The sequence below is a fragment of the Salinicola sp. RZ23 genome (genome assembly GCF_003206675.1).
Taxonomy (GTDB): domain Bacteria; phylum Pseudomonadota; class Gammaproteobacteria; order Pseudomonadales; family Halomonadaceae; genus Salinicola; species Salinicola endophyticus.
Map to the genome: position 1 here is coordinate 1 of NZ_PZJK01000017.1, position 24,673 is coordinate 24,673.

The 24,673-nt window shown below is 65.1% G+C and carries 18 protein-coding genes and 1 riboswitch; of the genes, 13 read left to right on the plus strand and 5 right to left on the minus strand.

From position 1 onward, the window contains the following. The 11 genes from DOM67_RS16965 to DOM67_RS17015 form a co-directional block, all read left to right on the plus strand. A partial coding sequence (locus tag DOM67_RS16965) for an Ig-like domain-containing protein (RefSeq protein WP_198651848.1) occupies positions 1–441 on the plus strand: 441 nt, incomplete at its 5' end. A 2-nt stretch (positions 442–443) separates the two neighbouring features. Continuing rightward, a complete protein-coding gene (locus DOM67_RS16970; protein ID WP_232825309.1) occupies positions 444–6,047 on the plus strand; it encodes a VCBS domain-containing protein in 5,604 nt (1,867 codons plus the stop codon). 66 nt (positions 6,048–6,113) lie between these two features. Further along, positions 6,114–8,315, plus strand: coding sequence for a type I secretion system permease/ATPase (locus tag DOM67_RS16975; RefSeq protein ID WP_232825297.1), 2,202 nt, complete (start codon positions 6,114–6,116; stop codon positions 8,313–8,315). After that, complete coding sequence (locus DOM67_RS16980; RefSeq protein ID WP_110678111.1) at positions 8,305–9,702, plus strand: HlyD family type I secretion periplasmic adaptor subunit; 1,398 nt, start codon at positions 8,305–8,307, stop codon at positions 9,700–9,702. The genes DOM67_RS16975 and DOM67_RS16980 overlap by 11 nt, the downstream gene beginning before the upstream one ends. 42 nt (positions 9,703–9,744) lie before the next feature. Next, a complete protein-coding gene (locus DOM67_RS16985; RefSeq protein WP_157958893.1) occupies positions 9,745–11,088 on the plus strand; it encodes a TolC family outer membrane protein in 1,344 nt (447 codons plus the stop codon). A gap of 16 nt (positions 11,089–11,104) precedes the next feature. Continuing rightward, positions 11,105–13,024: an EAL domain-containing protein gene (locus tag DOM67_RS16990; protein ID WP_188115163.1), complete on the plus strand. Its 1,920-nt coding sequence runs from the start codon at positions 11,105–11,107 to the stop codon at positions 13,022–13,024. A gap of 60 nt (positions 13,025–13,084) precedes the next feature. Continuing rightward, the gene (locus DOM67_RS16995) at positions 13,085–13,771 is read left to right on the plus strand and encodes a transglutaminase-like cysteine peptidase (protein WP_198651849.1); all 687 of its coding nucleotides are present in this window, start codon (positions 13,085–13,087) and stop codon (positions 13,769–13,771) included. A 46-nt stretch (positions 13,772–13,817) separates the two neighbouring features. After that, the gene (locus DOM67_RS17000; RefSeq protein WP_110678118.1) at positions 13,818–14,414 is read left to right on the plus strand and encodes an EF-hand domain-containing protein; all 597 of its coding nucleotides are present in this window, start codon (positions 13,818–13,820) and stop codon (positions 14,412–14,414) included. A 147-nt stretch (positions 14,415–14,561) separates the two neighbouring features. Beyond that, positions 14,562–14,870 (plus strand): glutathione S-transferase N-terminal domain-containing protein, encoded by a 309-nt coding sequence (locus DOM67_RS17005; RefSeq protein WP_232825298.1) that lies wholly within the window; start codon positions 14,562–14,564, stop codon positions 14,868–14,870. Between the two features lie 224 nt (positions 14,871–15,094). Continuing rightward, complete coding sequence (locus DOM67_RS17010; RefSeq protein WP_035475297.1) at positions 15,095–15,373, plus strand: peptidylprolyl isomerase; 279 nt, start codon at positions 15,095–15,097, stop codon at positions 15,371–15,373. A gap of 189 nt (positions 15,374–15,562) precedes the next feature. Next, positions 15,563–15,751, plus strand: coding sequence for a CsbD family protein (locus tag DOM67_RS17015; RefSeq protein WP_106418413.1), 189 nt, complete (start codon positions 15,563–15,565; stop codon positions 15,749–15,751). Between the two features lie 110 nt (positions 15,752–15,861). Here DOM67_RS17015 and DOM67_RS17020 read toward each other — a convergent pair whose 3' ends face one another. From DOM67_RS17020 to DOM67_RS17035, 4 genes are all read right to left on the minus strand, one after another. Then, the gene (locus DOM67_RS17020; protein WP_110678122.1) at positions 15,862–17,112 is read right to left on the minus strand and encodes a dicarboxylate/amino acid:cation symporter; all 1,251 of its coding nucleotides are present in this window, start codon (positions 17,110–17,112) and stop codon (positions 15,862–15,864) included. Between the two features lie 173 nt (positions 17,113–17,285). Continuing rightward, positions 17,286–19,163 carry a phosphomethylpyrimidine synthase ThiC gene (thiC, locus tag DOM67_RS17025; protein WP_198651850.1) on the minus strand — a complete coding sequence of 626 codons (1,878 nt, stop codon included), beginning with the start codon at positions 19,161–19,163 and terminating at the stop codon, positions 17,286–17,288. A gap of 90 nt (positions 19,164–19,253) precedes the next feature. Continuing rightward, a riboswitch (TPP riboswitch) is annotated at positions 19,254–19,386 on the minus strand. Between the two features lie 67 nt (positions 19,387–19,453). Beyond that, positions 19,454–20,596, minus strand: a complete 1,143-nt coding sequence (locus tag DOM67_RS17030) for an anhydro-N-acetylmuramic acid kinase (protein ID WP_110678126.1) — start codon at positions 20,594–20,596, stop codon at positions 19,454–19,456. A 146-nt stretch (positions 20,597–20,742) separates the two neighbouring features. Next, a complete protein-coding gene (locus DOM67_RS17035) occupies positions 20,743–21,633 on the minus strand; it encodes a LysR substrate-binding domain-containing protein (RefSeq protein ID WP_110678408.1) in 891 nt (296 codons plus the stop codon). Between the two features lie 142 nt (positions 21,634–21,775). Here DOM67_RS17035 and DOM67_RS17040 point away from each other — a divergent pair, with 142 nt between their 5' ends. Continuing rightward, the gene (locus DOM67_RS17040) at positions 21,776–23,089 is read left to right on the plus strand and encodes an MFS transporter (RefSeq protein ID WP_232825299.1); all 1,314 of its coding nucleotides are present in this window, start codon (positions 21,776–21,778) and stop codon (positions 23,087–23,089) included. Between the two features lie 150 nt (positions 23,090–23,239). Here DOM67_RS17040 and DOM67_RS17045 read toward each other — a convergent pair whose 3' ends face one another. Next, on the minus strand, positions 23,240–23,665 hold the full coding sequence (locus tag DOM67_RS17045; protein ID WP_110678130.1) for a VOC family protein: 426 nt from the start codon (positions 23,663–23,665) through the stop codon (positions 23,240–23,242). Between the two features lie 111 nt (positions 23,666–23,776). Here DOM67_RS17045 and DOM67_RS17050 point away from each other — a divergent pair, with 111 nt between their 5' ends. Beyond that, a complete protein-coding gene (locus DOM67_RS17050) occupies positions 23,777–24,670 on the plus strand; it encodes a LysR family transcriptional regulator (protein ID WP_110678132.1) in 894 nt (297 codons plus the stop codon). Positions 24,671–24,673 lie beyond the last annotated feature (3 nt).

The following is a 24,673-nucleotide window of genomic DNA, read 5'->3' on the forward strand; positions in this document are numbered from 1 at the left end:
AGCTTCGATCCGGGCTCGGCGTTCGATCGTCTGGGCGCAGGGCAAACGGATACTACCCAGATCGGCTACACAGTCAGCGATGGTCAGGGAGGCACGGCTACCTCGACGCTGACCGTCACAGTGACCGGCACCAACAATGCCCCGGTGGCAGTCGCTGATACCGGCAGCACGGGCGAGAATGACACCCTCAATGTCGCCGCCGCCCAGGGTGTCCTGGCCAACGACAGCGATGTCGACGGCGGCACGCTGAATGTCAGCGCGGTCAATGGCAACGATGCCAATGTGGGCACCGCCATCGCCGGCTCCAACGGCGGTACCTTCACGCTGAACGCGGATGGTTCCTACAGCTTCAATCCGGGAACGGCGTTCGATCACCTGGCCGCGGATCAGCAAGACACCACNNCAGCGATGGTCAGGGAGGCTCCGATACTGCCACCTTGACCGTGACAGTCACCGGTACCAACGATGCCCCGGTGGCACGGCCGGATGCTGCTGAGGTCACGGCCAAGCCGGACTTTGTCTATATCGCGACCGCAGAGGGTACGCTCGAAACCTGGAACTTGACCACGGGCAGCCAGACCAGCGTCGCGATCAGGGATGACGCCGGCAGTGCTATCCGCAATCTGGGGGATATTTCCAGCAGCGGCACGCCGGGTACGTTGTACGGTGTGGCTTTCACCGACTCGTCGAACGCTTCGACTCTCTACAGCATTCATGCCACGACGGGAGTGGCAACCGCGTTGGGATCCGTGTCAGGTCTCTCTCAGATCAACTCGCTGGCATCCATGCCGGATGGCAAGCTGGTTGCCGCCAGCGCTGTCACACCAGGGCTGTTCTCGATCGATCCGACAACGATGACCGCTACCAAGATTGCCGCGACCGGCTTCACCGCGGGCGGCGATCTTCAATATATCGGTAGTGACCACCTCTATGTCTCCGACTCGAGCGGACGGGTGCTCGAGGTGGCGCTGAACGCTGATGGCAGCATTCAGACCGATGTACAAGGCAATGCTTCCACGACCGTGGTGGCAAGCATGGGTAGCGATGTCTATGGGTTGGCACAGGGCGCCAGCGGTGACTTGCTGATCGTGACGACCGATGGTCGTGCCACTCCCATGAACGTGGAAACACATGCGCTCGGCACGCCGACCACACTCACGGCACTGAATGGCGGCACTATCTACGGCAGTGCCAGTGTCATCGATCCCGGTTCGACGTTGGCCAGCGGTAACGTTCTGGCCAACGACAGCGATCCGGAGAGCGATCCGCTGACGGTGACCAGCGTTGCCAATACGCAAGCGGGCACACAGTCCAGCGTTGCCAGTGGCGAGAGTGTGACCCTTCAGGGCGTCTATGGCACGCTCACGCTCGAGGCGGACGGTAGCTACAGTTATGCTCTGGATGCCAACCGTCAGGCGACCCGCGGGCTGCCTGAAGATGGCCGGAGCAGTGACGAGTTCACCTACACCATCAGCGATGGCCAGGGCGGTACCGACACATCCACCCTGACCGTGACGGTCATCGGCACCAACGATGCACCGGTCATCTCTGGGGTCGACACCGGCTCGGTGATTGAAGACACCAACGTCAACGCCGCGGGCAATCTGACGACCAAGGGCTCCTTGGCGGTCAGCGACGCTGACGATGGTCAGAGTGCCTTCGTGCCGGGCAATGCCAGTGCCGCCGCCGGCACACTGGGTACGCTTGCCATCACGGCCGGTGGCAACTGGAGTTACAGCGTTGCCAATAGCGCCGTGCAGTATCTGAAGGCCGGTGAGACCAAGGTCGAGAACTTCACCGTGACCACCCTCGATGGCACCGCGAAGACGATCTCGGTGACCATCGCGGGTACCAACGAGCTGCCTGAGGCAAGGGATGTCAGTGTCACCGGTACCGAAGATCCCTCCCCGCTGATTGCTGTCGACCTGTCCGGTACGGACGTGGATGGTTCGATCGCGAGCTTCCAGATCACATCGCTCGGGTCCAATGGCAAGTTCTACAGCGATGCAGCCGGCACTCAGCTGTTGACGACCGGAGCGACTCTCGCAGCCAGTGACAATGGGGCGACGGTCTACTTCAAGCCCGATGGCAACTGGTCGGGTACCACCTCGCTCAAGTACACGGCGACCGACGACCAGGGTGGCCAGGATTCGACGCCGGCGACGGCCACGATCAATGTCACGGCAGTGGCCGATGCGCCCTCGCTGACGCTGAGCGGCAACAGCGCCAACGGTAGCGGGTTGCTCAAGGAGACCTTTACCGGTCTACCCTTGGGCACCAGCGGCGACGGCGCCAATCCGGCGACACTACAGTCGACGATCGACGCGGCCGACACGCCGGCGACCAGTGGTAACACCACTGACGCCGCCAATGGCGATGTGCCCGTGGGAACCGCGACTCATATCTCCGGCCTGATGTATCTGGAGGCGGGCAAGACCTACACCTTCAGTGGAGTCGGCGATGACAGTATTCGTCTGCTGGTCGGCGGCAACGTGGTCGCCCAGGCGACCTGGGGGGAAACCAATGGCACTGGTGAGCCCAAGGGCGCTTACTCGGGCTCCTTCGTGCCAAGCGTGAACGGTTACTACACGCTCGATCTCTACCAGCACAATCAGAATGGTCCGGGGCACTACAGCCTCAATGTCGGTGTCGACGGCGGCGCGCCGGTACCGCTCAATACCACCAACTATGTGCTGATGCAGGATGTCAGCGCACTCGACGCCGCCAACGTCAACCACTCCGGGTTGCTCGGCAGCGATGGCCATGGCAACGGCTACTACCAGCTCTACGCCATGAACGAAGGCGATGAGGACTCGGTCATCCACCTGTCCAAGATCGCCGCGGCGTTGACCGATACCGACGGCTCGGAGACGCTTGGCGCTGTCACGCTGAGCGGGATTCCGGCAGGTGCCACCCTGAGCGATGGCAGCCATACCTTCGTCGGCAGCAGCGGCAGTGCCAGCGTGGATCTGAGCGGCTGGAACCTCGATACGCTGACGCTCAAGCCGGCGGCCAACTACAACGGCACGATCGATCTGACGGCTGCGGTCACCTCGACCGAGAAAAGCAACGATGACAGCGCCACGACCAGCGTGGCGATTCCGGTCACCGTGCATGCGATCAACGACGCCCCGGTAATCGTGGATCAAGGCTACAGTGCCACGGTTTCCGAAGAGGGCCTGCCGGGTGGTGTACCCGATACACAGGGCACCTCCGATACCACGGATTCCGCGACCGCCAGCGGTCGCGTGGTCGCCACCGATGTCGATGGCGACACGCTGACCTATACGCTGACGGCGCCCACCACGGCATTGACCTCGGGGGGCACCGCGATCACCTGGAGTGGCAGCGACAGCGGCACGCTCATCGGGTCGGCCGGCGGCAAGGAGGTGATTCGCGCCACCATCGATGCCAATGGCCAGTATCAGGTCACGCTGAAAGCCGGGGTCGACCATCCACAGAGCGGCGAAGATACCCTGAGCTTCGACCTCGGGGTCAAGGTCAGCGATGGCAGCCTGAGTGCCAATAGCCGTATCGGCGTCACCGTGGAAGACGACTCGCCGGTCGCAAAAACGATCCCGATTGACATCTCTCAGGGGGTAATCAACACCAACGTACTGCTGGTGGTGGATACCTCGTCCAGCATGAACGACAGGGTCGTGGTGGATGGCGTCGAGCAGACGCGGCTACAGGTTCTGCAGCAGTCGATTCGAGAGATGCTCGGTCGTTACGACGACATTGGCAACGTCAAGGTGGCGCTGGCGCCGTTCTCGGACCAGCTCGACAGCTCACCCAAGCAGTGGATGACGGTCGCCGATGCCCTCAAGGTGGTCGATGCGCTGCAGGCCAATGGCGGCACCAACTACGACTATGCGCTGAGCAATGCCCAGCATGCCTGGAACGGCAGTGGCAAGCTGACCGGTGATGTGCAGAACGTGTCGTACTTTTTCTCCGACGGTGCGCCGACGCTCTCCAGTCAGTACCCGACCAACTATACGCCGGTCGGCAATGATCACTACGTCTACAACGACGGCTCAACGACGGACGTTGGGCTCGGCGATGGTATCGATGCCAATGAAGAGGCGGCCTGGAAGGCGTTCCTGGGCAACAATTCCATCGACTCGCTGGCGCTGGGGATCGGCGGTGACGTCAGTCAGACCTATCTCAATCCCGTGGCCTACGATGGCCGCACCGGTGACGACACCAACGCGGTGATCATCCGAGACCTCAATGGGCTCGACGATGTCGTCGCGGGGACGGTGCAGATGCCGCTGCTGCAGGACGGGCTGCTGAGCGGTAGTGCGCACGGGCTGTCGCTGATGGGCGGGGATGGTGGCTTCGTCAAGAGCTTGGCGGTCGATGGTGTGATCTTCACCTTCGACAAGAGCAGCGGCGCCGTCACTGCCTCGTCGAGCGCTGCCACCTATACCTACGACAGCAGTTCGCACAAGCTTGGCGTCACCACGGAGCTGGGTGGCAAGCTGGTCATGGACATGGACGATGGCAGCTACCGCTACACAGCGAAGCTGGGCAGCTACGGTACCGACGCCATTCGCTATACCCTGAGCGATGCCGATGGCGACACCGCCAGCGGGGTGATGAACATCAACGTCAAGAACGGCGTGACCTCGGCGCAGGACGATCACATCATCACCAATATCCTGAGCCCGAGCCTGAGCATCGGCGCCGATGTGCTGCTCGCCAATGACGCCATCGCGGCGGGTACCACGGCGACCACCGACGGGTTGACGCTGACCACCGGCTGGAAGGATCGTGCATCCGATTTCACTGCGACCAGCGTACAGACCCAGGACAAGCGCAGCGTCGATGCTTTCTCACTGGATCGCAGTAGCTTCTCGACAGTGGGGCAGGCGGCCAACACCGCGGCAACCGTGGTGCGTGGGTACTTGGCGGGGGCTGGCCTGCTCGGCTTTGGCAGCAACGCCAACGATCTCATGACGTTGACCCTGCGCGCCGGTGAATCCCTGACCCTGGCGACCAATGTCGCCGGCAGTGTGGAACTGGCCTACAAGGGCTCGAATGACCATTACTTCACTGGGCTGGCCAATGGCGGCACTTTCACCAACACGAGCGGTGCCGACAAGAGCTATACCGTTGCGGTCATGAACGTGAAGGATAGTGGCTCCGGGGTGCTGGACGGTTATGGCGCGGAGACCTACGACCTGTCGATGAAGGTCGGTTATGCCAACGCCGCTGACATGACCACGACGCTGAGGACTGACTACACGCTCACCGATAGCGATGGCACTACCGACACGGCGGCGGTGACTGTCGACTACCATCGCGGGCAGACGCTGACCGGCACCGACGGCAACGACACGCTGATGGCCAACGACAGTGGCACGACGCTCCAGGGTGGCAAGGGTGACGATGTGCTGGTCGGCGGCAAGGGCAACGACACCCTCGTCGGTGGCGAAGGCAACGACGTTCTCATGGGGGGCGATGGCAACGACATCCTCACTGGTGGCGACGGCAATGACATCCTGCGCGGCGGCGAGGGCAACGACACCCTGAGCGGCGGTGCCGGGCGTGATACCTTGATCGGGGGTGCCGGCAACGACATCCTCGATGGCGGCCCGGGGGCCGATCGCCTCGAGGGAGGCAAGGGCAACGATATCCTCACTGGGGGCGACGGCAGCGATACCTTCGCCTGGATGCGTGGTGACCAGGGCTCTTCGAGTACCCCGGCGGTCGATCGCATCACCGACTTCAAGGGCGGTGACGGCGGTGACCGGATCGACCTCTCCGACATGCTCGACATCGGCAGTTCGAGTCTCTCCAACGCCGATCTTGCCTCATTGGCGGCGCAGCAACTGCACTTCGTCAAGGGCGAGGCCGGCGGTGCGCCGGGCAACGCCACCAGTGGCGGCTCGACGCTGGAGATCAAGACAGGTGGCCCGGAAGGGGCCGTGACCCAGAAGATCGTCTTCAGCAATGTCGACATGACCAGCCTGGGCGGCTCCGATACCGAGATCATCAAGACGCTGCTGGATCACGGCAACCTGAAGACGAACATGGACGGTTGAGGGGCGACAGCTTGAGACGCACCAGAATGAATAGCCACGACCATGGCATGGCAGGAGAGCACAGGTTTGGTTGATGAACCGACACCCCTTCGTCCCGATCCGCTAGGCGAGAAGGAGAGCGACCCGCTACTGGGGTCGCTCGTGTTCCTGTCGCGCCATCATGGCGTCCCGCGCTCGGGCGACGTGATCAGCGATGGATTGCCGCTGGACGAAGGGCGTCTGACGCTCGCCCTGGTGCCGCGCGCCGCACATCGTGCCGGGCTATCGGCCAAGCTCGTCAGCCAGCGTCCCGATCGGGTCGCCGACATCCTGCTGCCGTGTATCGTCGTGCTCCAGGGGCGCCGTGCTGCCGTGTTGCTCGAGCGCGATGCCGAGCGCCAGCAGGCGACGGTCTATCTCCCCGAGGCGGATGGCACCCAGGAGGTCGATATGGCCTCGCTGTGCGAACAGGCCACCGGGCAGATCATCTATGTGCGCCGCGAGCATCGCTTCGATGCGCGCGCGCCGGAGACGGTCAAGCTGGCCGACGGCCACTGGTTCTGGTCGACGCTCAAGCTCTCCACGCCGATCTATCGCGATGTCCTGATCGCGTCGCTGCTGGTCAATCTGTTCGCCCTGGCCGCGCCGCTGTTCACCATGAACGTCTATGACAAGGTGGTGCCCAACCTGGCCTTCGACACCCTCTGGGTGCTGGCGACCGGGATGGGCATCATCGTCGGTTTCGACCTGTTGATGCGCCAGGTACGCGCCTGGTTTCTGGACACCGCGGGCAAGAAGTCGGAAGTGCTGCTGTCTTCCAAGATATTTGCCAAGGTAATGAATCTGCGCATGGATGCCCGTCCGGTCTCCGTGGGGGCTTTCGTCAAGCACCTGCAGGAGTTCGACTCGGTGCGCGACTTCTTCACCTCGATGACCATGACGACCCTGGTGGACCTGCCATTCGCGCTGCTGTTCCTGCTGGTGGTATGGATCATCGGAGGCCCCCTGGTCCTGGTGCCGCTGGTCGCGCTGATCATTCTGATCGGCTACTCGATCGCCATTCAGTGGCCGCTGAAGCGCTCGATCGAGCTGGGCTCGCGCCTGGCCACCGAGAAGCACGCGCGGCTGGTCGAGAGCGTGGCCGGGCTGGAGAGCATCAAGCTCGCCAACGCCCAGGGCGAAACCCAGCGACGCTACGAGCGCGCCGTCGGCGAGATCGCCAAGTGGGGCGTCAAGAGTCGCAACCTCTCGACCTCGGTCTCGTCGTTGACCACCACGATCAACCAGCTCTCTACGGTGTGTCTGGTGGTGCTCGGGGTCTACTTGATCGGTGAAGGCAAGCTCTCGATGGGCGGTCTGATCGCTGGCGTCATGCTCACCGGGCGCGCGCTGCAGCCGCTGGCGCAGATGGCGCTGCTGATCACCCGTTTCGGTCAGACCCGCAGCGCCATGGCGGCGATCGACCAGATCATGCAGTTGCCCGACGAGGTCGAAGCGGACAAGAACTATGTCCATCGTGACCGCCTCAACATGCGGATCGAGTTCGATCATGTCGGCTTTCGCTACGGCGACGACTCCCCCGAGGTGCTCAGCGACGTCTCGTTCACCATCGAGCCGGGAGAGCGAGTCGCGATCATCGGCCGCATGGGCGCGGGCAAGAGTACCGTGCAGCGGCTGATGAGCGGCCTCTACCGCGCCTCCGAAGGCAGCGTGCGTATCGATGGTCTCGATATCAATCAGGTCCATCCGGCGGACATACGCCGGCATATCGGTTTCGCCGGTCAGGACAGCACGCTGTTCTTCGGCTCGATCCGCGACAACCTCATTCTCGGCCAGCCTTATGCCAGTGATGAAGCCATCCATCGCGCGGCTGACATCAGCGGGGTGTCCGATTTCACCCGGCGCGATCCGGACGGGCTCGACCGTCAGGTGGGTGAGGGCGGGCGGCTGCTGTCGAGCGGCCAGCGCCAGTCGGTGCTGCTGGCCCGGGCCATCCTCAGCAATCCGGCGCTGCTGCTGCTGGACGAGCCCGGCTCGTACATGGACAACCGCGCCGAAGCGCTGCTGCGGCGCACACTGCGGGAGCTACCGCGCAGCCAGACCCTGGTGCTGGTGACGCACAAGAGTGCGATGCTCGAGGTCGCCGAGCGCATCATCGTGCTCGACAGCGGCCGCGTGATCGCCGACGGGCCCAAGCCGACGGTGCTCAAGGCGCTCAACGAGGGACGTGTGCAGGCGCCATCCGAGGCGGCCTCGGCGCGGACGTCGGAGGCCAAGCATGGCGGGTAAGGTGCTCAAGTGGCCGCGGCCGACGGCCAAGGAGCTGGAGCTGGCCGACGACGCCAGCGCTGCGACCCTGCTGGCCACGCCCTGGCGTTCACGCATCCTGATCTGGGTGCTGCTGGCGTTCTTCGTCGCCTTCCTGGTGTGGGCGGGGCTCTCGAGTATCGAGGTGGTGACCCGCGGCATGGGGCAGGTAGTGCCCTCGTCGCGGCTGCAGACGATCCAGAACCTCGAGGGCGGCATCGTACGCGATATCTACGTGCAGGAAGGGGATCTCGTCGATGCCGGTCAGCCGCTGGCGCGCATCGACCCGACCCGGGCCAGCTCCGATCTCGCCGAGCGCGAGTCGACCCTGTCCGGGCTGCAGGCGACGGTGGCGCAGTATCAGGCCGAGATGGCGTCGGTGACGGTGAAGCCCAAGGCCGAAGACTGGCGCGATCAGGTTGCGGTGTCGACCCAACCGCTGCCGGTCAGCGACACCTTCCGGAAGACCAACCCGGACATCTACTCCGCCGCCGAGAATGCTTACAGCGCACGCCTCAGCAGTCTGCGCTCCCAGCTCGACCAGGCCTCGGCGCAGATCGAACAGCGTCAGCAGGAGTTGCAGGAGTTGCGCTCCAAGGCGCAGTCGCTCTCGCGCAGCTACCAGCTCTCGCGCCAGCAGCTCGGCATTACGGCACCACTGGTCAAGGAGGGCGTGGTGTCGCGGGTGGACCTGCTCAATCTGCAGCGCCAGGTCAACGACCAGCGCGGCGATCTGGAGTCTGCGCAGCTTTCCATTCCGGCCAAGCAGTCGGAGTTGCAGGAGGCGATCAGCAAGCGGCGCGACGTGGCGCAGCAGTTCCGCTCACGCAGTGCCGACGCCCTGAGCGAGGCGCGCGGCAAGCTGGACAGTCTGCAGCAGGGGCGCGCCAGCTTGCAGGACCGGGTCGACCGCACCCTGATCACCTCACCGGTGCGTGGCAAGGTGCAGTCGATCAACGTCAACACCATCGGCGGTGTGGTCGAGCCCGGCGCGAGCCTGATGCAGATCGTGCCGATCGAGGACAAGCTGTTGGTGGAGGCCAAGGTGGCACCGCGGGATATCGGCTTCATCCAGCCGGGGCAGCCGGCCACGGTCAAGCTCTCGGCCTACGACTTCACCATCTACGGTGGGCTCAAGGGCAAGGTGCTGCGGATCAGCCCGGACACCGAAGAGGACGACAAGGGCAACATCTACTACGTGGTCACCGTGCGTACCGACAGCAACCATCTCGGCAAGAACAGCGACGACCTACCGATCATTCCCGGCATGCAGGCCACGGTGGACATCATCACCGGCCGCCAGACCATCCTGCAGTATCTGCTCAAGCCGATTCTGCGGGCCCAGCAGAGCGCGATGCGTGAACGCTGAGGGGCCAGGAAGGGAACATTACAACGGAGAGACATGATTACCATGAGGCAATGGATCCTAGGCATCGGGGTGGCCGCGCTGGCGGGCAGCGTGCAGGCGCAGAGCCTGACTGAGGCCGTGACCCAAGCGGTCATGCAGTACCCCACCACGCGCACCGAGATGGCGCGTTACCAGCAGAATCTGGAGGACGCTCGGGCGCAGCGTGGGGCCTATCTGCCGTCGCTGAGTCTCGAGGGACGTGTCGGTTACGGTGCCAACGAGAGCGAGAGCAGTGGCGTCTCCCGCGATAGTGACGCGCACAGCTATCGGCGTGCGCAGCTGACGCTGTCGCAACTGATCTGGGATGGCAACACCACCGTCGAGCGGATTCGCCAGGCCGACGAAGAGAGCAACTACCAGCGCTGGCAGGTGGCGGCGGTGGCCAATCAGGTCGGGCTGACCACGATCCAGGCCTATCTCGATGTGCTGCGCAGCCAGCGGCTGGTGGAGCTGGCCCAGCGAAATGTCGATACGCACCAGCGCATCGCCGCCGATATCCGCCGCCGCTCCGAGCTGGGCGCGGGCACGGCCGCCGACACCATCCAGGTGGACGGCCGCATGTCTCAGGCGCAGGCGAGCCTGATCGCTGCCCGCAACAACCTCGACGATGCGACCTCGGCTTTCCTGCGCTACGTCGGTGAGACGCCGCGTAACCTGATGCTGCCGCCAGCGGTCGACATGAGCCGGGTACCGCAGTCCTTTGATGCCGCCATGGCCATGGCCACGGCGCAGAATCCACTGGTCGTCGCGGCCTCTCACTCGATCGCCGCGGCCCATCATGAAGTGGCCGCCAAACGCGGGGATTTCCTGCCCACCTTCCGCGCCGAGGCGAGCCGCCTGGCCAGCCGCGATTATGATTTCAAGGGCGACAGTGCCGACGACTGGAACGCCGATCTGGTGATGTCGTGGAATCTCTATCGCGGCGGTATCGACCTGGCCCAGTTGCACTCCCGGGAGGATGCCCTGCGCGCAGTGCGTTACGACAGCGACCGCTCGCTGCGCGAGGTTCGCGACGAGCTGCGACTGGCCTGGAACGCGCGCGACTACGTCTCCAGTCAGTTGCCATTTCTGAGCCGCTACGTCGAAGCCAGCCAGCAGACTCGGATCAACTACCGCAAGCAGTTCGATATCGGCCGGCGCACGCTGCTCGATCTGCTCGACAGCGAAACCGAACTCTACGACGCCGAGCGCTCCCAGGTAGATGCCGAATTCTCGCTGCGCCGCGCCAACTATCGGCTGCTCGCCGCCACGGGTCAGCTGCTCGATACGCTCCAGGTGGATGTCGGCCTGATCGCCGATGCCGGGGAAAGCTATCCGAGCACCACCCCGCCGGGGCCCCAGGGTTGAACAAGGAGAGGATGCTATGAGCCTGTTTCGGCGCTCGGTTGCCATCATGGTGGGGTTGCTGCTGCTGTTCTCGGCGGGCATTTTCGCCATCGAGGTCCGTCAGACCCGCGCCTCGCTGGCCGAGCGCCAGCAGGCCGATGTCGACAATATGGCCCAGGCGCTGAGTCTGTCGCTGGTACCGTTCGTCGAGATCGGTGACTGGACCAGTGCAGAAACCCTGATGCGCGCCGCCGCCGATGGCGGCGCGATGCGCCTGTTGCGACTGGAGGCGGTGGGGCGTGATCAGCCGCTGGTGATCTCCACCGATCGGGTCAGCAACACGCCGGCGTGGTTCCAGCGGGCGGTGTCGCTGCCCAACGCGGTCAGCGAGCGGGAGATCAGCGGTGGCTGGTCGGCGCTGGGCAGTATCCGGGTGGTCTCCGACAGCGCTGGCGCCTATGACCAGTTATGGTCGCTGGCGTTGAGCCTGCTCAGCTGGTTGGCGGTCGGCATGCTCGTGGTGGTGGTGCTCTGCGTGATCGGTGTCAAACGGCTGCTGGGTCCGCTCAACCGACTCTCGCGGCGCATCTCCGACATGCAGATCGACGGTTTCGACGAGCCGCTGCCGCCGAGCCGTGTCCATGAATTGCGGGGGATCACCGAGGCGGTCAATCGGCTCGGGGAGCGTCTCAATCAGCAGTTCGATCAGCAGGCCGATCAGGTCGTACGGCTACAGCGCATGACCGAGCAGGATGCGGTCTCGCAGCTCGGCAATCGCGCCTATCTGACCCGGGTTCTCGATGAGTGGCTGTCGGCCCCCGAGGGCGGCGCCCTGGTGATTCTGCGCATCGACCATCTCCAGGAGCTCTATCGGCGCGACGGTTTCGAGGCGCGCGACCAGGCGATCCGGGCGATCGGTCACGGTCTCAGGGGCGCGCAGCTGGGCGGGCGCGAGGTTCAGGCAGCGCGGCTCTCGGCCGAGGAGTTTGCGCTGGTGCTCCCCGACTGCGGTGACGATGTGCGCGAGCGTTGGCTGGCGGACACGCTCGACCGGGTGGACGATCTGGTCGATGCCAATCCGCTTTCCGAGACGCAGCAACACTATACGCGTGCCGGGGTGGTGTTGCGCGACGCGGGCATGAACCGCGAGGGTGTGCTGGCACGGGCCGACAGTGCCCTGCGCGATGCGATCGAGCTGGGCCAGCGCTGGGTGGTGGTGCGCCCGGAGAACACCCTCGCCGCGCGTGGGCGTCAAGAGTGGCGGCAGGTGATCGAGCGCGCGCTGGTGGAGCGCGACTTGAGCCTGGTGGCACAGCCGGTACTGCTGGCCGATGGCAGCGAGCTGCATCGGGAAGTGTTCGTGCGCCTCAACGAGGGCGACAAGCAGCACCCCGCTTACGTCTTCCTGCCGGTGCTCAATCATTTCCGCCTGGGCGCACGGCTCGACCGCAGCGTGCTCGACACCCTCGATGGCCTGGTCGGCAAGATCGCGGGGCGCCTGGCGGTCAACCTTACCGCGGATTCGCTGGCCGACCCCGAGGCGTATCGCGCCCTGGTCGCCTGGCTCGAAATGCATCCGCGGGTTGTTGCCATGCTCGATCTGGAGGTCAGTGAGGAGATCGCCCTGGAGCATCTCGACGTGGTACAGCAGCTGTTCCGCCTCGCCCACCGGCTGGGTGCCCGGTGTGGGGTCGATCGCTTCGCGCGCAACCTCCAGGCGATGGCCTATCTGTCGCGGCTGCGGCCCGACTACGTCAAGATCGACCAGGGGTTCTTCGTGCGAGACGAGGTCGATACCGAGTTCCTGCGCAGTCTGTGCATGGCGGCGCACCAGGTGGAGTCGCGGGTCATCGTGACTCGTGTCGAATCCGACGAGCAGCGTCAGCGGGTCAGCGAGGTGGGGGCCGACGGCTATCAGGGATACCTGGCGCCGACCGCTCCGCTCGCACTGGACTGAGCCGTGGTGACAAGGTGGGCGGTTTGGCGCCATCGGCGCAGTGAGCGGCGAAGCCGGGGCATGGCGTGCGCGCTCCGCCGGCCCGGTAGCGTGGCCGCCTGGCTGGTTCTGGCGTGCCTGGTGGCGCTGCTCGGCGGCCAGACCGCGGTCGAGGCGTTGCCGCGACTGCCGCCGAAGTCGGAGGTCGTCAGGCTCTACGGCGCGGCGGGCTGGCAGCGGATCCAGCAGTGGCCGGTGCTGATCGATCGGCTGCAGGGGCGGTCGGTCGGTACCCAGCTCAAGGGTGTCAACGACTTCTTCAATCAGCTGCGTTTCCTCGATGACATCGACGTCTGGCACGTCAAGGACTACTGGGCCACGCCGTTCGAATTCCTGGGAGTCGGTGCCGGCGACTGCGAAGATTTCGCCATGGCCAAGTATCTGACGCTGCGCGAGCTGGGGGTGCCGGAAGACCAACTGCGGTTGCACTACGTCAAATATATTCCCTACGACCAGTTCCATATGGTCGTGACCTGGGCACCCACACCGACCACGCCGCCGGTGGTGCTCGACAATATCGACAAACGGATCGAGCCGGCGTCGCAGCGCAACGATCTGCTGCCGATCTACAGCTTCAACGGTAGTCATCTGTGGATCAGCAAACTCAACGGCAGCGGGCGCCAGGTCGGTGACGCCAGCCGCCTGAGCCTGTGGCAGAACTGGCAGCAGCGCCTGGAGCAGGGCACGCTGCGCGATCCGCGGCACTGACCCCCGCCTGGTGCTGGAGCCAACGCATGTTTTTAGGGAGAAAACGATGAACAAGGGAACGAATCGGTCTTGCTGGGCCAGCCTGGCGCTGGTCTCTGCCGCGGGCCTGCTGAGCGCCTGTGCCGCGCCGCAGGTCGGCCACGATGTCGTGGTCGAACGTCCGTCGGTGCAGGGGCCGGTGATGGTCAGTGCCGACCAGCTGTTCGATGCCGCGGATCATGATGGCAACGGCTATCTGACCCCGCTCGACGTCGAGCCGCTGGGGCTCGGCGGCAACTGGCATACACTGGATCTCAATGGTGATGGTCGCCTCTCACGCCAGGAGTTTCGGGCTCAATTCGCCACGCCACTCGTGCAGTCGGCGCTGACGCTGCCCAATGACTTGCGCACCACCCGGCCGGTAGTGGATGACAGTTACCGCCTGCCCCCGCAGCCGTCGTCCGAGCGTTATCAGCCCGCGTCGAGCGATGCGCCACCGCCGGCGACCATCAGCGTGCCGGACAATGCACCCATCGACTTGCCGGTGCTGATCGACAACGACTCGGCAGCGGGCGGTCTGGATGGCGCTGGCATGGATGATGGCGCTGGGATGGATGAGGGCGCTGGGATGGATGAGGGCGCCACCAGCGGCAGTGCCAACTGATCCCGAGCCGGGTCCGTTGGCCAGTGGCGTGCTATAGGGCTGTCGTAGACGGGCAGTCAGCGGCTACGCTATCGCAGGACGGCGACAAGATGCCGGTCAGCGATGGGAAAAAAGATGTTCGAATGGATCAGGAGGCGGCTGCAACCCATGTCTGCGACGATAACACGCTCGGCAGAAGACCAGGCGGCGGTGGACGAGGCCGCGGCGCAACTGGCGCTCTACCACTTCCAGCGCTGCCCTTTCTGTGTGCGCGTGCGTCACCAGATCGAACGCCTGGGCGTGCCGATCGAGCTGCGCGATATTCAGCGCGACCCCGACCATCGACGCGACCTGATCGCCGGCGGCGGGCGCGGTATGGTGCCGTGTCTGCGCATCGTCCACGATGACGGCCAGGTCGAGTGGATGTACGAGTCAGCGGATATCAATCGTTACCTCGAGCAGCGTTTCGGTGGCTGAGAGGGTGCTTACAAAATGCCTGCGCTCGGCAATACTGCGTTGAAATCGACCTCAAAGTACTCATTTACCCCGTGTAAACTCCGTCTTTTCGGCCGATTTCGACTTGCCTTGCCTTAGCTCGCCGAATTTGTAAACACCCTCTGAGTGCGCAATCGGGCGGTGACGCGGCGCCTCGGCTTTCCGTAAAATGAGCGATCTTCATTCATTGTTCCAGGAGTGACCGCATGGCACAGGCCAGCGCCCGCCACATTCTCGTCGACAGCGAGCAGCAGTGTCTCGAGCTCAAGCAGCAGATCGAAGCCGGTAGCGACTTCGCGGAAGTCGCACGCCAGCACTCCAAGTGCCCCTCTGGCCGCCAGGGTGGTGAGCTGGGTACTTTCGGCCGTGGCCAGATGGTCAAGGAGTTCGATGAGGTCGTCTTCAACGGCGCCCTCAATGAAGTGCATGGCCCGGTGAAGACCCAGTTCGGCTATCATCTGCTGGAAGTCACCTCGCGCGGCTGATCACGGCGCGTTCCGCCGGGCGAGGTGCCTCTCCCGGCGGCGATGTGGCGGCGATGGAGCGGCACAAAACGTTACGCGTATTTCCCCTTGATGACGGCCAGACCGGACTATCTTCAGAGAACGTGAGGCAGCGAGCGAGTCGCGGCCCGCGGGGTGAAAGGGAAGTCCCACGTCAGCGAGGTGAATGTCATGACACAGCGTTCGAAAGCCGACAAGGCGGAAGGTACCGTCGATAAGGTCGCCGGCAAGGTCAAGGAAGTGGCAGGCAAGGCCACCAAGGATCGCGAGCTGGAGGGCAAGGGCAAGGCCCAGCAGTCCAAGGGGCATCTCAAGTCCGCCAAGGGCGATCTCAAGGACGCCGCCAAACCGCGTCACTGATCCGCCCCAGCATCAGCACGGCCCCGACATCTGTCGGGGCCGTTGCGTTTCTGGAAGGTGTTCGTGAAAGGTCTATGTGACAGGCAGGCGTTGCGCCGGGTGCCCGCGCGTCAGAGACGGTTGTCGCTGTTGTAGATGGCCAGGTCCAGCTCCTTTTCGCTCTTGCCGACCAGCGTGGTGACCATCAGGTCGCCGGCCACGTTGACGCTGGTGCGCGCCATGTCGAGGATACGGTCGACCCCGGCGACCACGCCGATCGCTTCCAGCGGCAGGCCGATCTGGGCCAGCACGATGGAGAGCATGATCAGTCCCGCGCCGGGTACCCCGGCGGTACCGATCGAGGCCAGGGTGCCGGTGAGGATGATCATGCCGTAATCGGTCATCGACAGATCGACCCCCACCAACTGGGCGACGAACAGCGCCGCGACCCCCTGATAGATGGCGGTGCCGTCCATGTTGATGGTGGCGCCCACCGGCAGCACGAAGCTGGAGACCCCTTCGGAGACGCCGAGATTCTTCTGCGCGCAGCGGATCGAGACCGGCAGGGTGCCCGACGACGAGGCCGAGGAGAACGCCACCACCAGTGCATCGACGATCCCGCGCAGGTAGCGGCTCGGGTTGAGCCGGCCGAGCAGCGCGATCATGCCGCTGTAGACCACCAGCACGTGCACCACGCAGGCCAGATAGACCACACCGATCACCTTGGCCAGCGGCAGCAGCACGTCCAGCCCGTACTGCCCCGAGACATTGGCGATCAGGCCGAACACGCCGAACGGCGCGAACGCCATGACGATCGCGGTCAGCTTGTACATCGCTTCGGCGAAGCTCTCGAACACCCGCACCACCGGCTCGCCCTTGTCGCCGATCAGCATCAGCGAGATGCCCAGACCGATGGCGAAGACGATGATCTGCAGGATGTTGCCTTCGATCATCGCCTGCAGCGGGTTCTTGGGTACCAGACCGACCAGGATATCGATCAGCGAGGGCGCTTCACCCGCCTGCGGTGCCGCGCTCATCGAGGCGTCGGCGCCGACACCGGGCTGGAACAGGGTCGCCGCGACCAGGCCGATGGCGATGGCGAAGGCGGTGGTGATCAGATAGAGGGCGATGGTGCGGGCACCCACGCGGCCCATCTTCTGCGGGTCGCGCATGCCGGTGATCCCCACTACCAGGGTGGAGAACACCAGCGGCACGATCAGCATCTTGATGCCGTTGATGAAGATGTCGCCGAGGGGCTTGAACAGGCTGGCGTCCTTGCCCATCAGGGCGCCGGCGAGGATACCCAGCAGCAGACCGGCGATGATCTTCTGCCATAACGGAGTACGTCGCCACAGGTTGGGGCGGGACGGGGTCGTTGTCATTTACGTGTTCCTTGCGCAGGCCAGATTGTCGGAGGCAAAAGCGCGCATTCTACCCATCCCGCAGGCGTTTGCGATCCGACCATTCACAACCGGGATGAGGTATAACACGATTACGACCAAAGTCGCGTATGGCGTCCGCTGCCGCCACGCGGCGCCTGGCGGCAGCGGCGTCTTCACACCTCGCGGTAGAGCTCGCCGCCTTCCCGCTGGAATCGCTCCGCCTGCTGCTGCAAGCCGGCCTCCCGCTCGGCGGCTGATGCCTGGTCACCGAAGCGTTCGCGCACCTCCTGGGTGATCTTCATCGAGCAGAACTTGGGCCCGCACATGGAGCAGAAGTGCGCCACCTTGGCGGATGCCTTGGGCAGGGTCTCGTCGTGGAAGGCCCGCGCCGTGTCCGGATCGAGGCCGAGATTGAACTGATCCTCCCAGCGGAACTCGAAGCGCGCCTTGGAGAGGGCGTTGTCGCGGCGCTGCGCGCCGGGATGACCCTTGGCCAGGTCGGCGGCGTGGGCGGCGATCTTGTAGGTGATGATGCCGGTCTTGACGTCATCCTTGTTGGGTAGGCCCAGGTGCTCCTTGGGGGTGACATAGCAGAGCATGGCGCAGCCGTACCAGCCGATCTGTGCCGCACCAATGCCGGAGGTGATGTGGTCGTAGCCCGGGGCGATATCGGTGGTCAGCGGGCCCAGGGTGTAGAACGGCGCCTCGTCGCAGCAGGCGAGCTGCTTGTCCATGTTCTCCTTGATCAGTTGCATCGGCACGTGGCCGGGGCCTTCGATCATCACCTGGACATCATGCTGCCAGGCGATCCGGGTGAGCTCGCCCAGGGTCTCCAGCTCGGCGAACTGGGCGGCGTCGTTGGCATCGGCGATCGACCCCGGACGCAGGCCATCGCCCAGCGAGAAGGCGACGTCGTACGCCTGCATGATCGCGCAGATCTCTTCGAAGTGGGTATAGAGAAAGCTCTCCTGATGGTGGTGCAGGCACCACTTGGCCATGATCGAACCGCCGCGGGAGACGATGCCGGTGACGCGCCTGGCGGTCAGCGGCACGTGGTGCAGGCGCACCCCGGCGTGAATGGTGAAGTAGTCCACGCCCTGTTCCGCCTGCTCGATCAGGGTGTCGCGGAAGATCTCCCAGGTCAGGTTCTCGGCCACGCCATCGACCTTCTCCAGCGCCTGGTAGATGGGCACGGTGCCGATCGGTACCGGCGAGTTGCGCAGGATCCACTCGCGGGTCTCGTGGATGTTCTGTCCGGTGGAGAGGTCCATGATGGTGTCCGCCCCCCAGCGGATGCCCCAGGTCATCTTGTCGACCTCCTCCTCGATCGACGAGGTCACCGCCGAGTTGCCCAGGTTGCCGTTGATCTTCACCAGGAAGTTTCGCCCGATGATCATCGGCTCGCTCTCCGGGTGGTTGATGTTGGCAGGGATGATGGCGCGCCCGGAGGCCACCTCCTGGCGTACGAACTCCGGGGTGATCTCCGCCGGCAGATGGGCGCCGAACGCCTCGCCGGGGTGCTGGTGATCCAGGCCGGGGTCGGCGGTCGTGCCCTGGCTTTCGCGCCGGCGCTGGTTCTCGCGAATGGCGATGAACTCCATCTCCGGGGTGACGATGCCGCGGCGAGCGTAGTGGAGCTGGGTCACGTTGGCACCCGGGCGGGCGCGGCGCGGGGTGCGTGCGAGCTGAAAACGCAGGGTCGAGAGTCGCGGATCCTCGGCGCGGCGTTTTCCGTAGGCGGAGCTGGGGCCGTCGAGCCACTCGGTATCGCCGCGCTCGTCGATCCAGGCACGGCGTACCTCCGGCAGCCCGCGACGAATATCGATCGGGATCTCCGGATCGGTATAGGGACCGGAGGTATCGTAGACCGCGAGCGGGGCATTGGGCTCGAAGCCATCGCGGGTCGGCGTCGGTGACAGCGCGATCTCGCGCATCGGCACGCGAATGTCCGGGCGTGAGCCGGCGACGTAGATCTTGGTCGAGGCGGGCAGCGGGGCGATGGCGGCGCTGTCGACCCTGGCCGTATCCGAGAGGAACTGGGGAGATTTCATGTCGAGCGTGCTCCAGTGCATGACTCAAGTCAGGCCGGCGCACAGCGTAGGCGGGGGGAGGTTGGGTGGAGCGCGAGCACGGACCGAGGACACCGACCTCCGCTTGATCCCTACGCCGGTACTAGCCGGATCAGGTTCGTCGGGATCCGCCGTGGCGCAAGGCCCGGGAGGGCACTGCGCAGGACGATCTCAGCCGGTTCCACCGGCACCCCGTCAAGCGTCGATGCTGCCGCCCGGCGAGTGGCCGGACGCAGACATCTCGGCCAGTCTGGGGTAGCGCAGAGGGTGGGTCAAGCTGGCGCGTTGGCCCGCGCCAGCCTGCCACCGGGCTGTGGCGCAGCCACGCCGGTGGTGAGCGGAAAGCTTAGCGGCAGGCCGCGCAGCGAGCGCATGGCCAGGTAGGCGAAACACTCGGCCTCGATTGCGTCCCCGCGCCAGCCGACGGTATCGGCAAGCTGCACCTCGGCACCGGTGCGGTGGGCGAGTTCGCGCATCAGCGTGGGGTTGCGGCGCCCGCCGCCGCACACCACGATCCGTTCGGGCCGTTGCGGCAGCAGGGACATCGCCCGGTCCACGGCAGCGGCGGTGAAGGCGGTCAGGGTGGCGGCGCCATCTTCCAGCGCCAGCCCCGCGGCCATCTCCGCCTGGAAGTCGAAGCGATCCAGTGATTTGGGGTAGGGCGCGGCGAGATAGGGGTGCTCGAGCAGCGCCTGAAGCCGCGGCTCATCCACCTGCCCGCGGGCGGCGATGAGACCGTCGCGATCCATCGCCGCGCCGGTATGCTGGCGCACCCAGTCATCGATCGGCGCGTTGGCGGGGCCGGTATCGAAGGCGATCAGACGCCCCTGGTCGGACGGCTCACCATCCCACCAGGAGAGATTGGCGACGCCGCCGAGGTTGAGCACCAGGCTGTCGGCACCGGCGCCCAGGCGCTCGAGCAGTGCCCGGTGATAGACCGCCGACAGCGGTGCCCCCTGGCCGCCACTCTCGACGTCCGCGCTGCGAAAGTCATAGACCACGTCGCTGCCAACCAGGCGCGCCATCAGCTCGCCATCGCCCAACTGGCGGGTGGCGCCACGGCGGCCGGCGACCGGGGGCCGGTGGAGTACGGTCTGACCGTGGAAACCGACCGCACCGAGCTGTTCGGGGCGGAAACCATGGCGGGCCAGGAAGTCGAGCACGGCAACGGATTGCGCTTCGGTCAGCGCGGCCTCGGCGCGGCGGAAGATCGCCGGCTCGGGGCCCTCGAAGTTCCATTCCCGGGCGGCCTCCAGGGCCTCGGCCAGCAGCGGGCGGATATCCTGGGCGTAGGGCACCAGCTCGTAGGGACCGAACTCATCGATGGTCTCGCCATCGCTGCGCAGCATGGCGATATCGATATTGCCATCGAGCACGGTGCCGGTCATGAGACCGAGGCTCCAGCCGGATTCCATGTCGGCGTCTCCTGTGGGTATGAAGAGGGTCTGACCAGGGTGTGGCGATCACGTGACGTCTGGACGGCGTGGCGCCAGCGGGTCTGGCGCAGACTCTACCGGTTGCGGCCGGTGGCGCAAAGCACCGGGGAGGCGAGCGCCCTGGCTCAGTCGGCGATGGCCTCGCGCACGAGCTGAATGAAGTGCTGCGCCTGCGGCGTCAGGTGGTGGCGCGCATGGGTCAGCCATACCTCGGAGCGCGCATCGGCATCACTGATCGGACGGTAGCGCACGTTGTCGATGTGGATATGGCGAAACGACTCGGGCAGCAGCGAGACCCCCAGCCCGCTGGCGACCAGGCTGATGATGGTATTGGGGCCGCCGACCTCCTGGACCAGACGCGGCGTCAGCCCGCGCTGGGCGAACAGCACGTTGAACTGATCGAGCAGACCGGTACCGGCGGCGGGCGAGAAGTAGACGAAGGGCTGGGTGGCCAGTTCGGCCAGACTCAGCGGGGTATCGCTCGCGCCCAGCTCGCTCTGGGCATTGACCACCGCCACCAGCGGTTCGCGGATCAGGGTGAAGGCGGAAAGCTCCGGTGGCAGCGTGGCTCGGCGCATGATGCCGATATCCAGATCACCCTCCAGCAGCGGTGTGATCTGGCGCTGGCTGTTGAGCTCGTGCATGCGCAGGTCGACATCGGGATAGCGCTGGCGATAGTGCATCAGCGTTCGCGGCAGCAGCGAGGTCAGCGGCACCGAGGTGGTGAAGCCGATACGCAGCTGGCCGCTCTCGCCGCGGCCGAGGCGAGAGACCAGGCGTGAGGCACGCTCGGCGCGGGCGAGCACCTCCCGCGCCTCGTCGAGGAACAGCGTGCCTGCGGCGGTCAGCGCCACGCGACGGTTGGTGCGCACCAGCAGTCGGCCGCCCAGCTCCTCCTCCAGCGCCTTGATCTGCTGACTCAGCGGCGGCTGGGAGATGCCCAGGCGGGCTGCGGCACGGCTGAAGTGCAGCTCCTCGGCCACCGCCACGAAGTAGCGCAGGGTTCGCAGTTCCATGGTGTCGTCCGTCGTAATGATATGCATAGCGTATCAAAAACTACGAATCATATATTCGAAATAATGCCAAGGCCGGCTTATGCTGAGGCCTGCACCGGCGCGCGGCAGGAACCGCGCGGCCGCTTTCACCAGGAGTCTTGACTTGCCCCGCCACCGCACCACCGCGCCGCTGCGCGATGCCACTACCGATCTCACTAGCGATGCCAACCGGACACTGAACGACGGCGCCGAGCACCTTGAAGCGGCGCCGGCCGAGCAGGCCTTCATCGAGCGCGGCCGGCGCGGCTATCGACCCACCATGCTGGCGCTGTTCCTGGGCGCCTTCTCGACCTTCGTGCTGCTCTACTGTGTGCAGCCGATCATGCCCATTCTCTCCGAGGCCTTCGGTATCGACGCTGCCACCAGCAGTCTGTCGCTCTCGGTGGCCACCGGCATGCTGGCGATCGGCCTGCTGATCACCGGGCCGATCTCGGATGCGGTGGGGCGCAAGTCGATCATGTCGGTGGCGCTGCTGGCGGCCTCGACCTTCACGCTGCTGGCGGCGGTGATGCCGAGCTGGTCCGGGGTGCTGGTGATGCGGGCGCTGGCGGGGCTGTCGCTGTCGGGGCTCTGCGCGGTGGCGATGACCTATCTCAACGAGGAGATCCATCCACGCTATGTGGGGCTGTCGATGGGACTCTACATCAGCGGCAACAGCATCGGCGGGATGAGCGGACGCCTGATCAGCGGCGTGATGGTGGACTGGGTGCCGTGGCGCTGGACGCTGGCGATCATCGGCCTGGTCGCACTGCTCGCCGCGCTTTTGTTCATGCGTTGGTTACCGCCGTCGCGGCACTTCACGCCACGGCCGTTCAACGCCCGCAGCGTGCTCTCCGGCTTTACGGTGCACTTCAAGGACCGCGGGCTGCCGTTGCTGTTCCTCGAGGCCTTTCTGCTCATGGGCGGCTTCGTCACCCTCTACAACTACATCGCCTACCGCCTGCTGGCGGAGCCCTATCAGGTCAGCCAGGCGCTGGTCGGGCTACTCTCCATCGCCTATCTCTCGGGTACCTACAGCTCGGCCTGGGCGGGTTCGCTGGCCGACCGCCTGGGGCGTCAGCGGATCTTCTGGCTGTTCATCGTGATGATGCTGGTGGGGCTGGCGATCACCCTGTTCGAGCCGATCAGTCTGATTCTGGTCGGCATCCTGATTTTTACCTTCGGGTTCTTCGCTGCCCATTCGCTGGCCAGTGGCTGGGTCGGGCAGCGTGCCCGGCAGGCCAAGGGGCAGGCGTCATCGCTCTATCTCTTCAGCTACTACCTGGGTTCCAGCGTCGCCGGCACCCTGGGCGGCGCCTTCTGGTACTGGGGCGGCTGGCACGGCGTGGCGCTGTTCATCGGGGGACTGCTGCTCGTGGCGTTGATGGTCGGGGTGTTCGCGCTACGTCACCTGGAAGCGCCTAGCGCGACCGGGTGATACCCACGCCGAGCGCCGATCGATGACCGGCGCTCGGTTGTCTGGGTTGGTTGTCTGGATTAGATGCCTGGATTGGCTGTCTGGCTTGGGTGGTCACCGATGCGGAGCGCTCTCGGTGAAGCTCAGGCGCCGAAACTCACTCTTCGACGTTCATTTGGCGAACAGCTGGCTCATGTCCTTGAAGGCCTTGAACTCGAGCGCGTTGCCGCAGGGGTCGAGCAGGAACATGGTGGCCTGTTCGCCGACCTGCCCCTTGAAGCGCACATAGGGCTCGATCACGAACTCGGTACCGAAGCCCTTCAGACGCTCGGCCAGGGCTTCCCACTCCGGCCAGCTCAGCACGATGCCGAAGTGCGGCACCGGTACGTCGTGGCCGTCGACCGGGTTGGTGTGTGCCGCCTGCTGAGAAGGCGTCTGCGGATGCTCGTGGATCACCAACTGGTGGCCGTAGAAGTCGAAATCCACCCACTGCTCGCTGGAACGACCTTCGCTCAGGCCGAAGGTCTCGCCGTAGAACTTGCGCGCGGCGGGCAGGTCGTGAACCGGAATGGCGAGGTGGAAGGGGGACAGTGCCATGGTGTGCGCTCCTCGTGTTGTGTGTCGCCACAGTTTGATGGCGAAAAAAATCGATGGAAAGCGGATAATATTGCAGTCTGATATCGATAATTTTGGATTCATGGCGACATCATGCTGCGCGAACTCAAGACCTTCCTGGCGGTCGTGCGCCACGGCACCTTTTCGGCCGCCGGTGGTGCGGTGGGGCTGACCCAGTCCGCGGTGAGCGCGCAGATCCGCAACCTGGAGGCGGACATCGGCGAGCCGTTGTTCGAACGTACCGGGCGGGCTGTGCGCCTCAACGCAGCAGGTCGGCGCCTGCTGCCACAGGCCGAAAGCATGCTCGAGTTGGCCGCGCGCATTCGCGCTTCCAGCGGCGACGAGTTGAGCGGCGACTGGCATCTCGGCGCCATCGCTAGCGTCCAGAGTGGGCGTCTGCCGGCGATTCTCGCGACACTGGCAGCACGCGCCCCGGGGGTGATGACGCGGGTGGTGCCCGGGGTGTCGCTGGCGCTGCTCGATCAGGTCGACAAGGGCGATCTGGACATGGCGCTGATCGTCAAACCGCCGTTCGCCCTGCCGCGGGACCTCCACGCCTGCCTCATCGCCCGCGAGCCCTTTGTGCTGATCGCCCCACTGACCAGTCAGGAGACGACCCTGGAGGATCTGCTGACGCGGCATCCTCTGGTGCTCTACGACCGGGGCTCGTTCGGCGGACGTCAGGTAGTGCGCTTTCTCGAGCGTCAGGGGCTGCGCCCGGAGATCCGTCTCGAGCTCGACGAGATCGACGCCATCGCGCGGCTGGTGGCCTGTGGCCTGGGCGTGGCGCTGATTCCGCGTACCGGCATGTGGTGTTTGCAGTCGCCGCTGCCGGTGCGCGTGCTGCCGCTGGGCGAACGGGGCTTTCACCGGGAGCTGGTGATGGTGTCGCGCCTGCCGCCGGAGCAGTCCGCGCTGGTGGCGCTGATCGAAGAGGCACTGCTGGGGAAGGCCGCGCATGCGGTTGTCGACGACCCTATGCAATGATTG

What these genes read in the sequence shown, in the direction of transcription:
- DOM67_RS16980 (WP_110678111.1), top strand. Translation starts at nt 8,305, where the DNA reads ATGGCGGGTAAGGTGCTCAAGTGGCCGCGGCCGACGGCCAAGGAGCTG.
- DOM67_RS16985 (WP_157958893.1), top strand. Translation starts at nt 9,745, where the DNA reads ATGAGGCAATGGATCCTAGGCATCGGGGTGGCCGCGCTGGCGGGCAGC.
- DOM67_RS16990 (WP_188115163.1), top strand. Translation starts at nt 11,105, where the DNA reads ATGAGCCTGTTTCGGCGCTCGGTTGCCATCATGGTGGGGTTGCTGCTG.
- DOM67_RS16995 (WP_198651849.1), top strand. Translation starts at nt 13,085, where the DNA reads ATGGCGTGCGCGCTCCGCCGGCCCGGTAGCGTGGCCGCCTGGCTGGTT.
- DOM67_RS17000 (WP_110678118.1), top strand. Translation starts at nt 13,818, where the DNA reads ATGAACAAGGGAACGAATCGGTCTTGCTGGGCCAGCCTGGCGCTGGTC.
- DOM67_RS17005 (WP_232825298.1), top strand. Translation starts at nt 14,562, where the DNA reads ATGTCTGCGACGATAACACGCTCGGCAGAAGACCAGGCGGCGGTGGAC.
- DOM67_RS17010 (WP_035475297.1), top strand. Translation starts at nt 15,095, where the DNA reads ATGGCACAGGCCAGCGCCCGCCACATTCTCGTCGACAGCGAGCAGCAG.
- DOM67_RS17015 (WP_106418413.1), top strand. Translation starts at nt 15,563, where the DNA reads ATGACACAGCGTTCGAAAGCCGACAAGGCGGAAGGTACCGTCGATAAG.
- DOM67_RS17020 (WP_110678122.1), bottom strand. Translation starts at nt 17,112, where the DNA reads ATGACAACGACCCCGTCCCGCCCCAACCTGTGGCGACGTACTCCGTTA.
- thiC (WP_198651850.1), bottom strand. Translation starts at nt 19,163, where the DNA reads ATGAAATCTCCCCAGTTCCTCTCGGATACGGCCAGGGTCGACAGCGCC.
- DOM67_RS17030 (WP_110678126.1), bottom strand. Translation starts at nt 20,596, where the DNA reads ATGGAATCCGGCTGGAGCCTCGGTCTCATGACCGGCACCGTGCTCGAT.
- DOM67_RS17035 (WP_110678408.1), bottom strand. Translation starts at nt 21,633, where the DNA reads ATGGAACTGCGAACCCTGCGCTACTTCGTGGCGGTGGCCGAGGAGCTG.
- DOM67_RS17045 (WP_110678130.1), bottom strand. Translation starts at nt 23,665, where the DNA reads ATGGCACTGTCCCCCTTCCACCTCGCCATTCCGGTTCACGACCTGCCC.
- DOM67_RS17050 (WP_110678132.1), top strand. Translation starts at nt 23,777, where the DNA reads ATGCTGCGCGAACTCAAGACCTTCCTGGCGGTCGTGCGCCACGGCACC.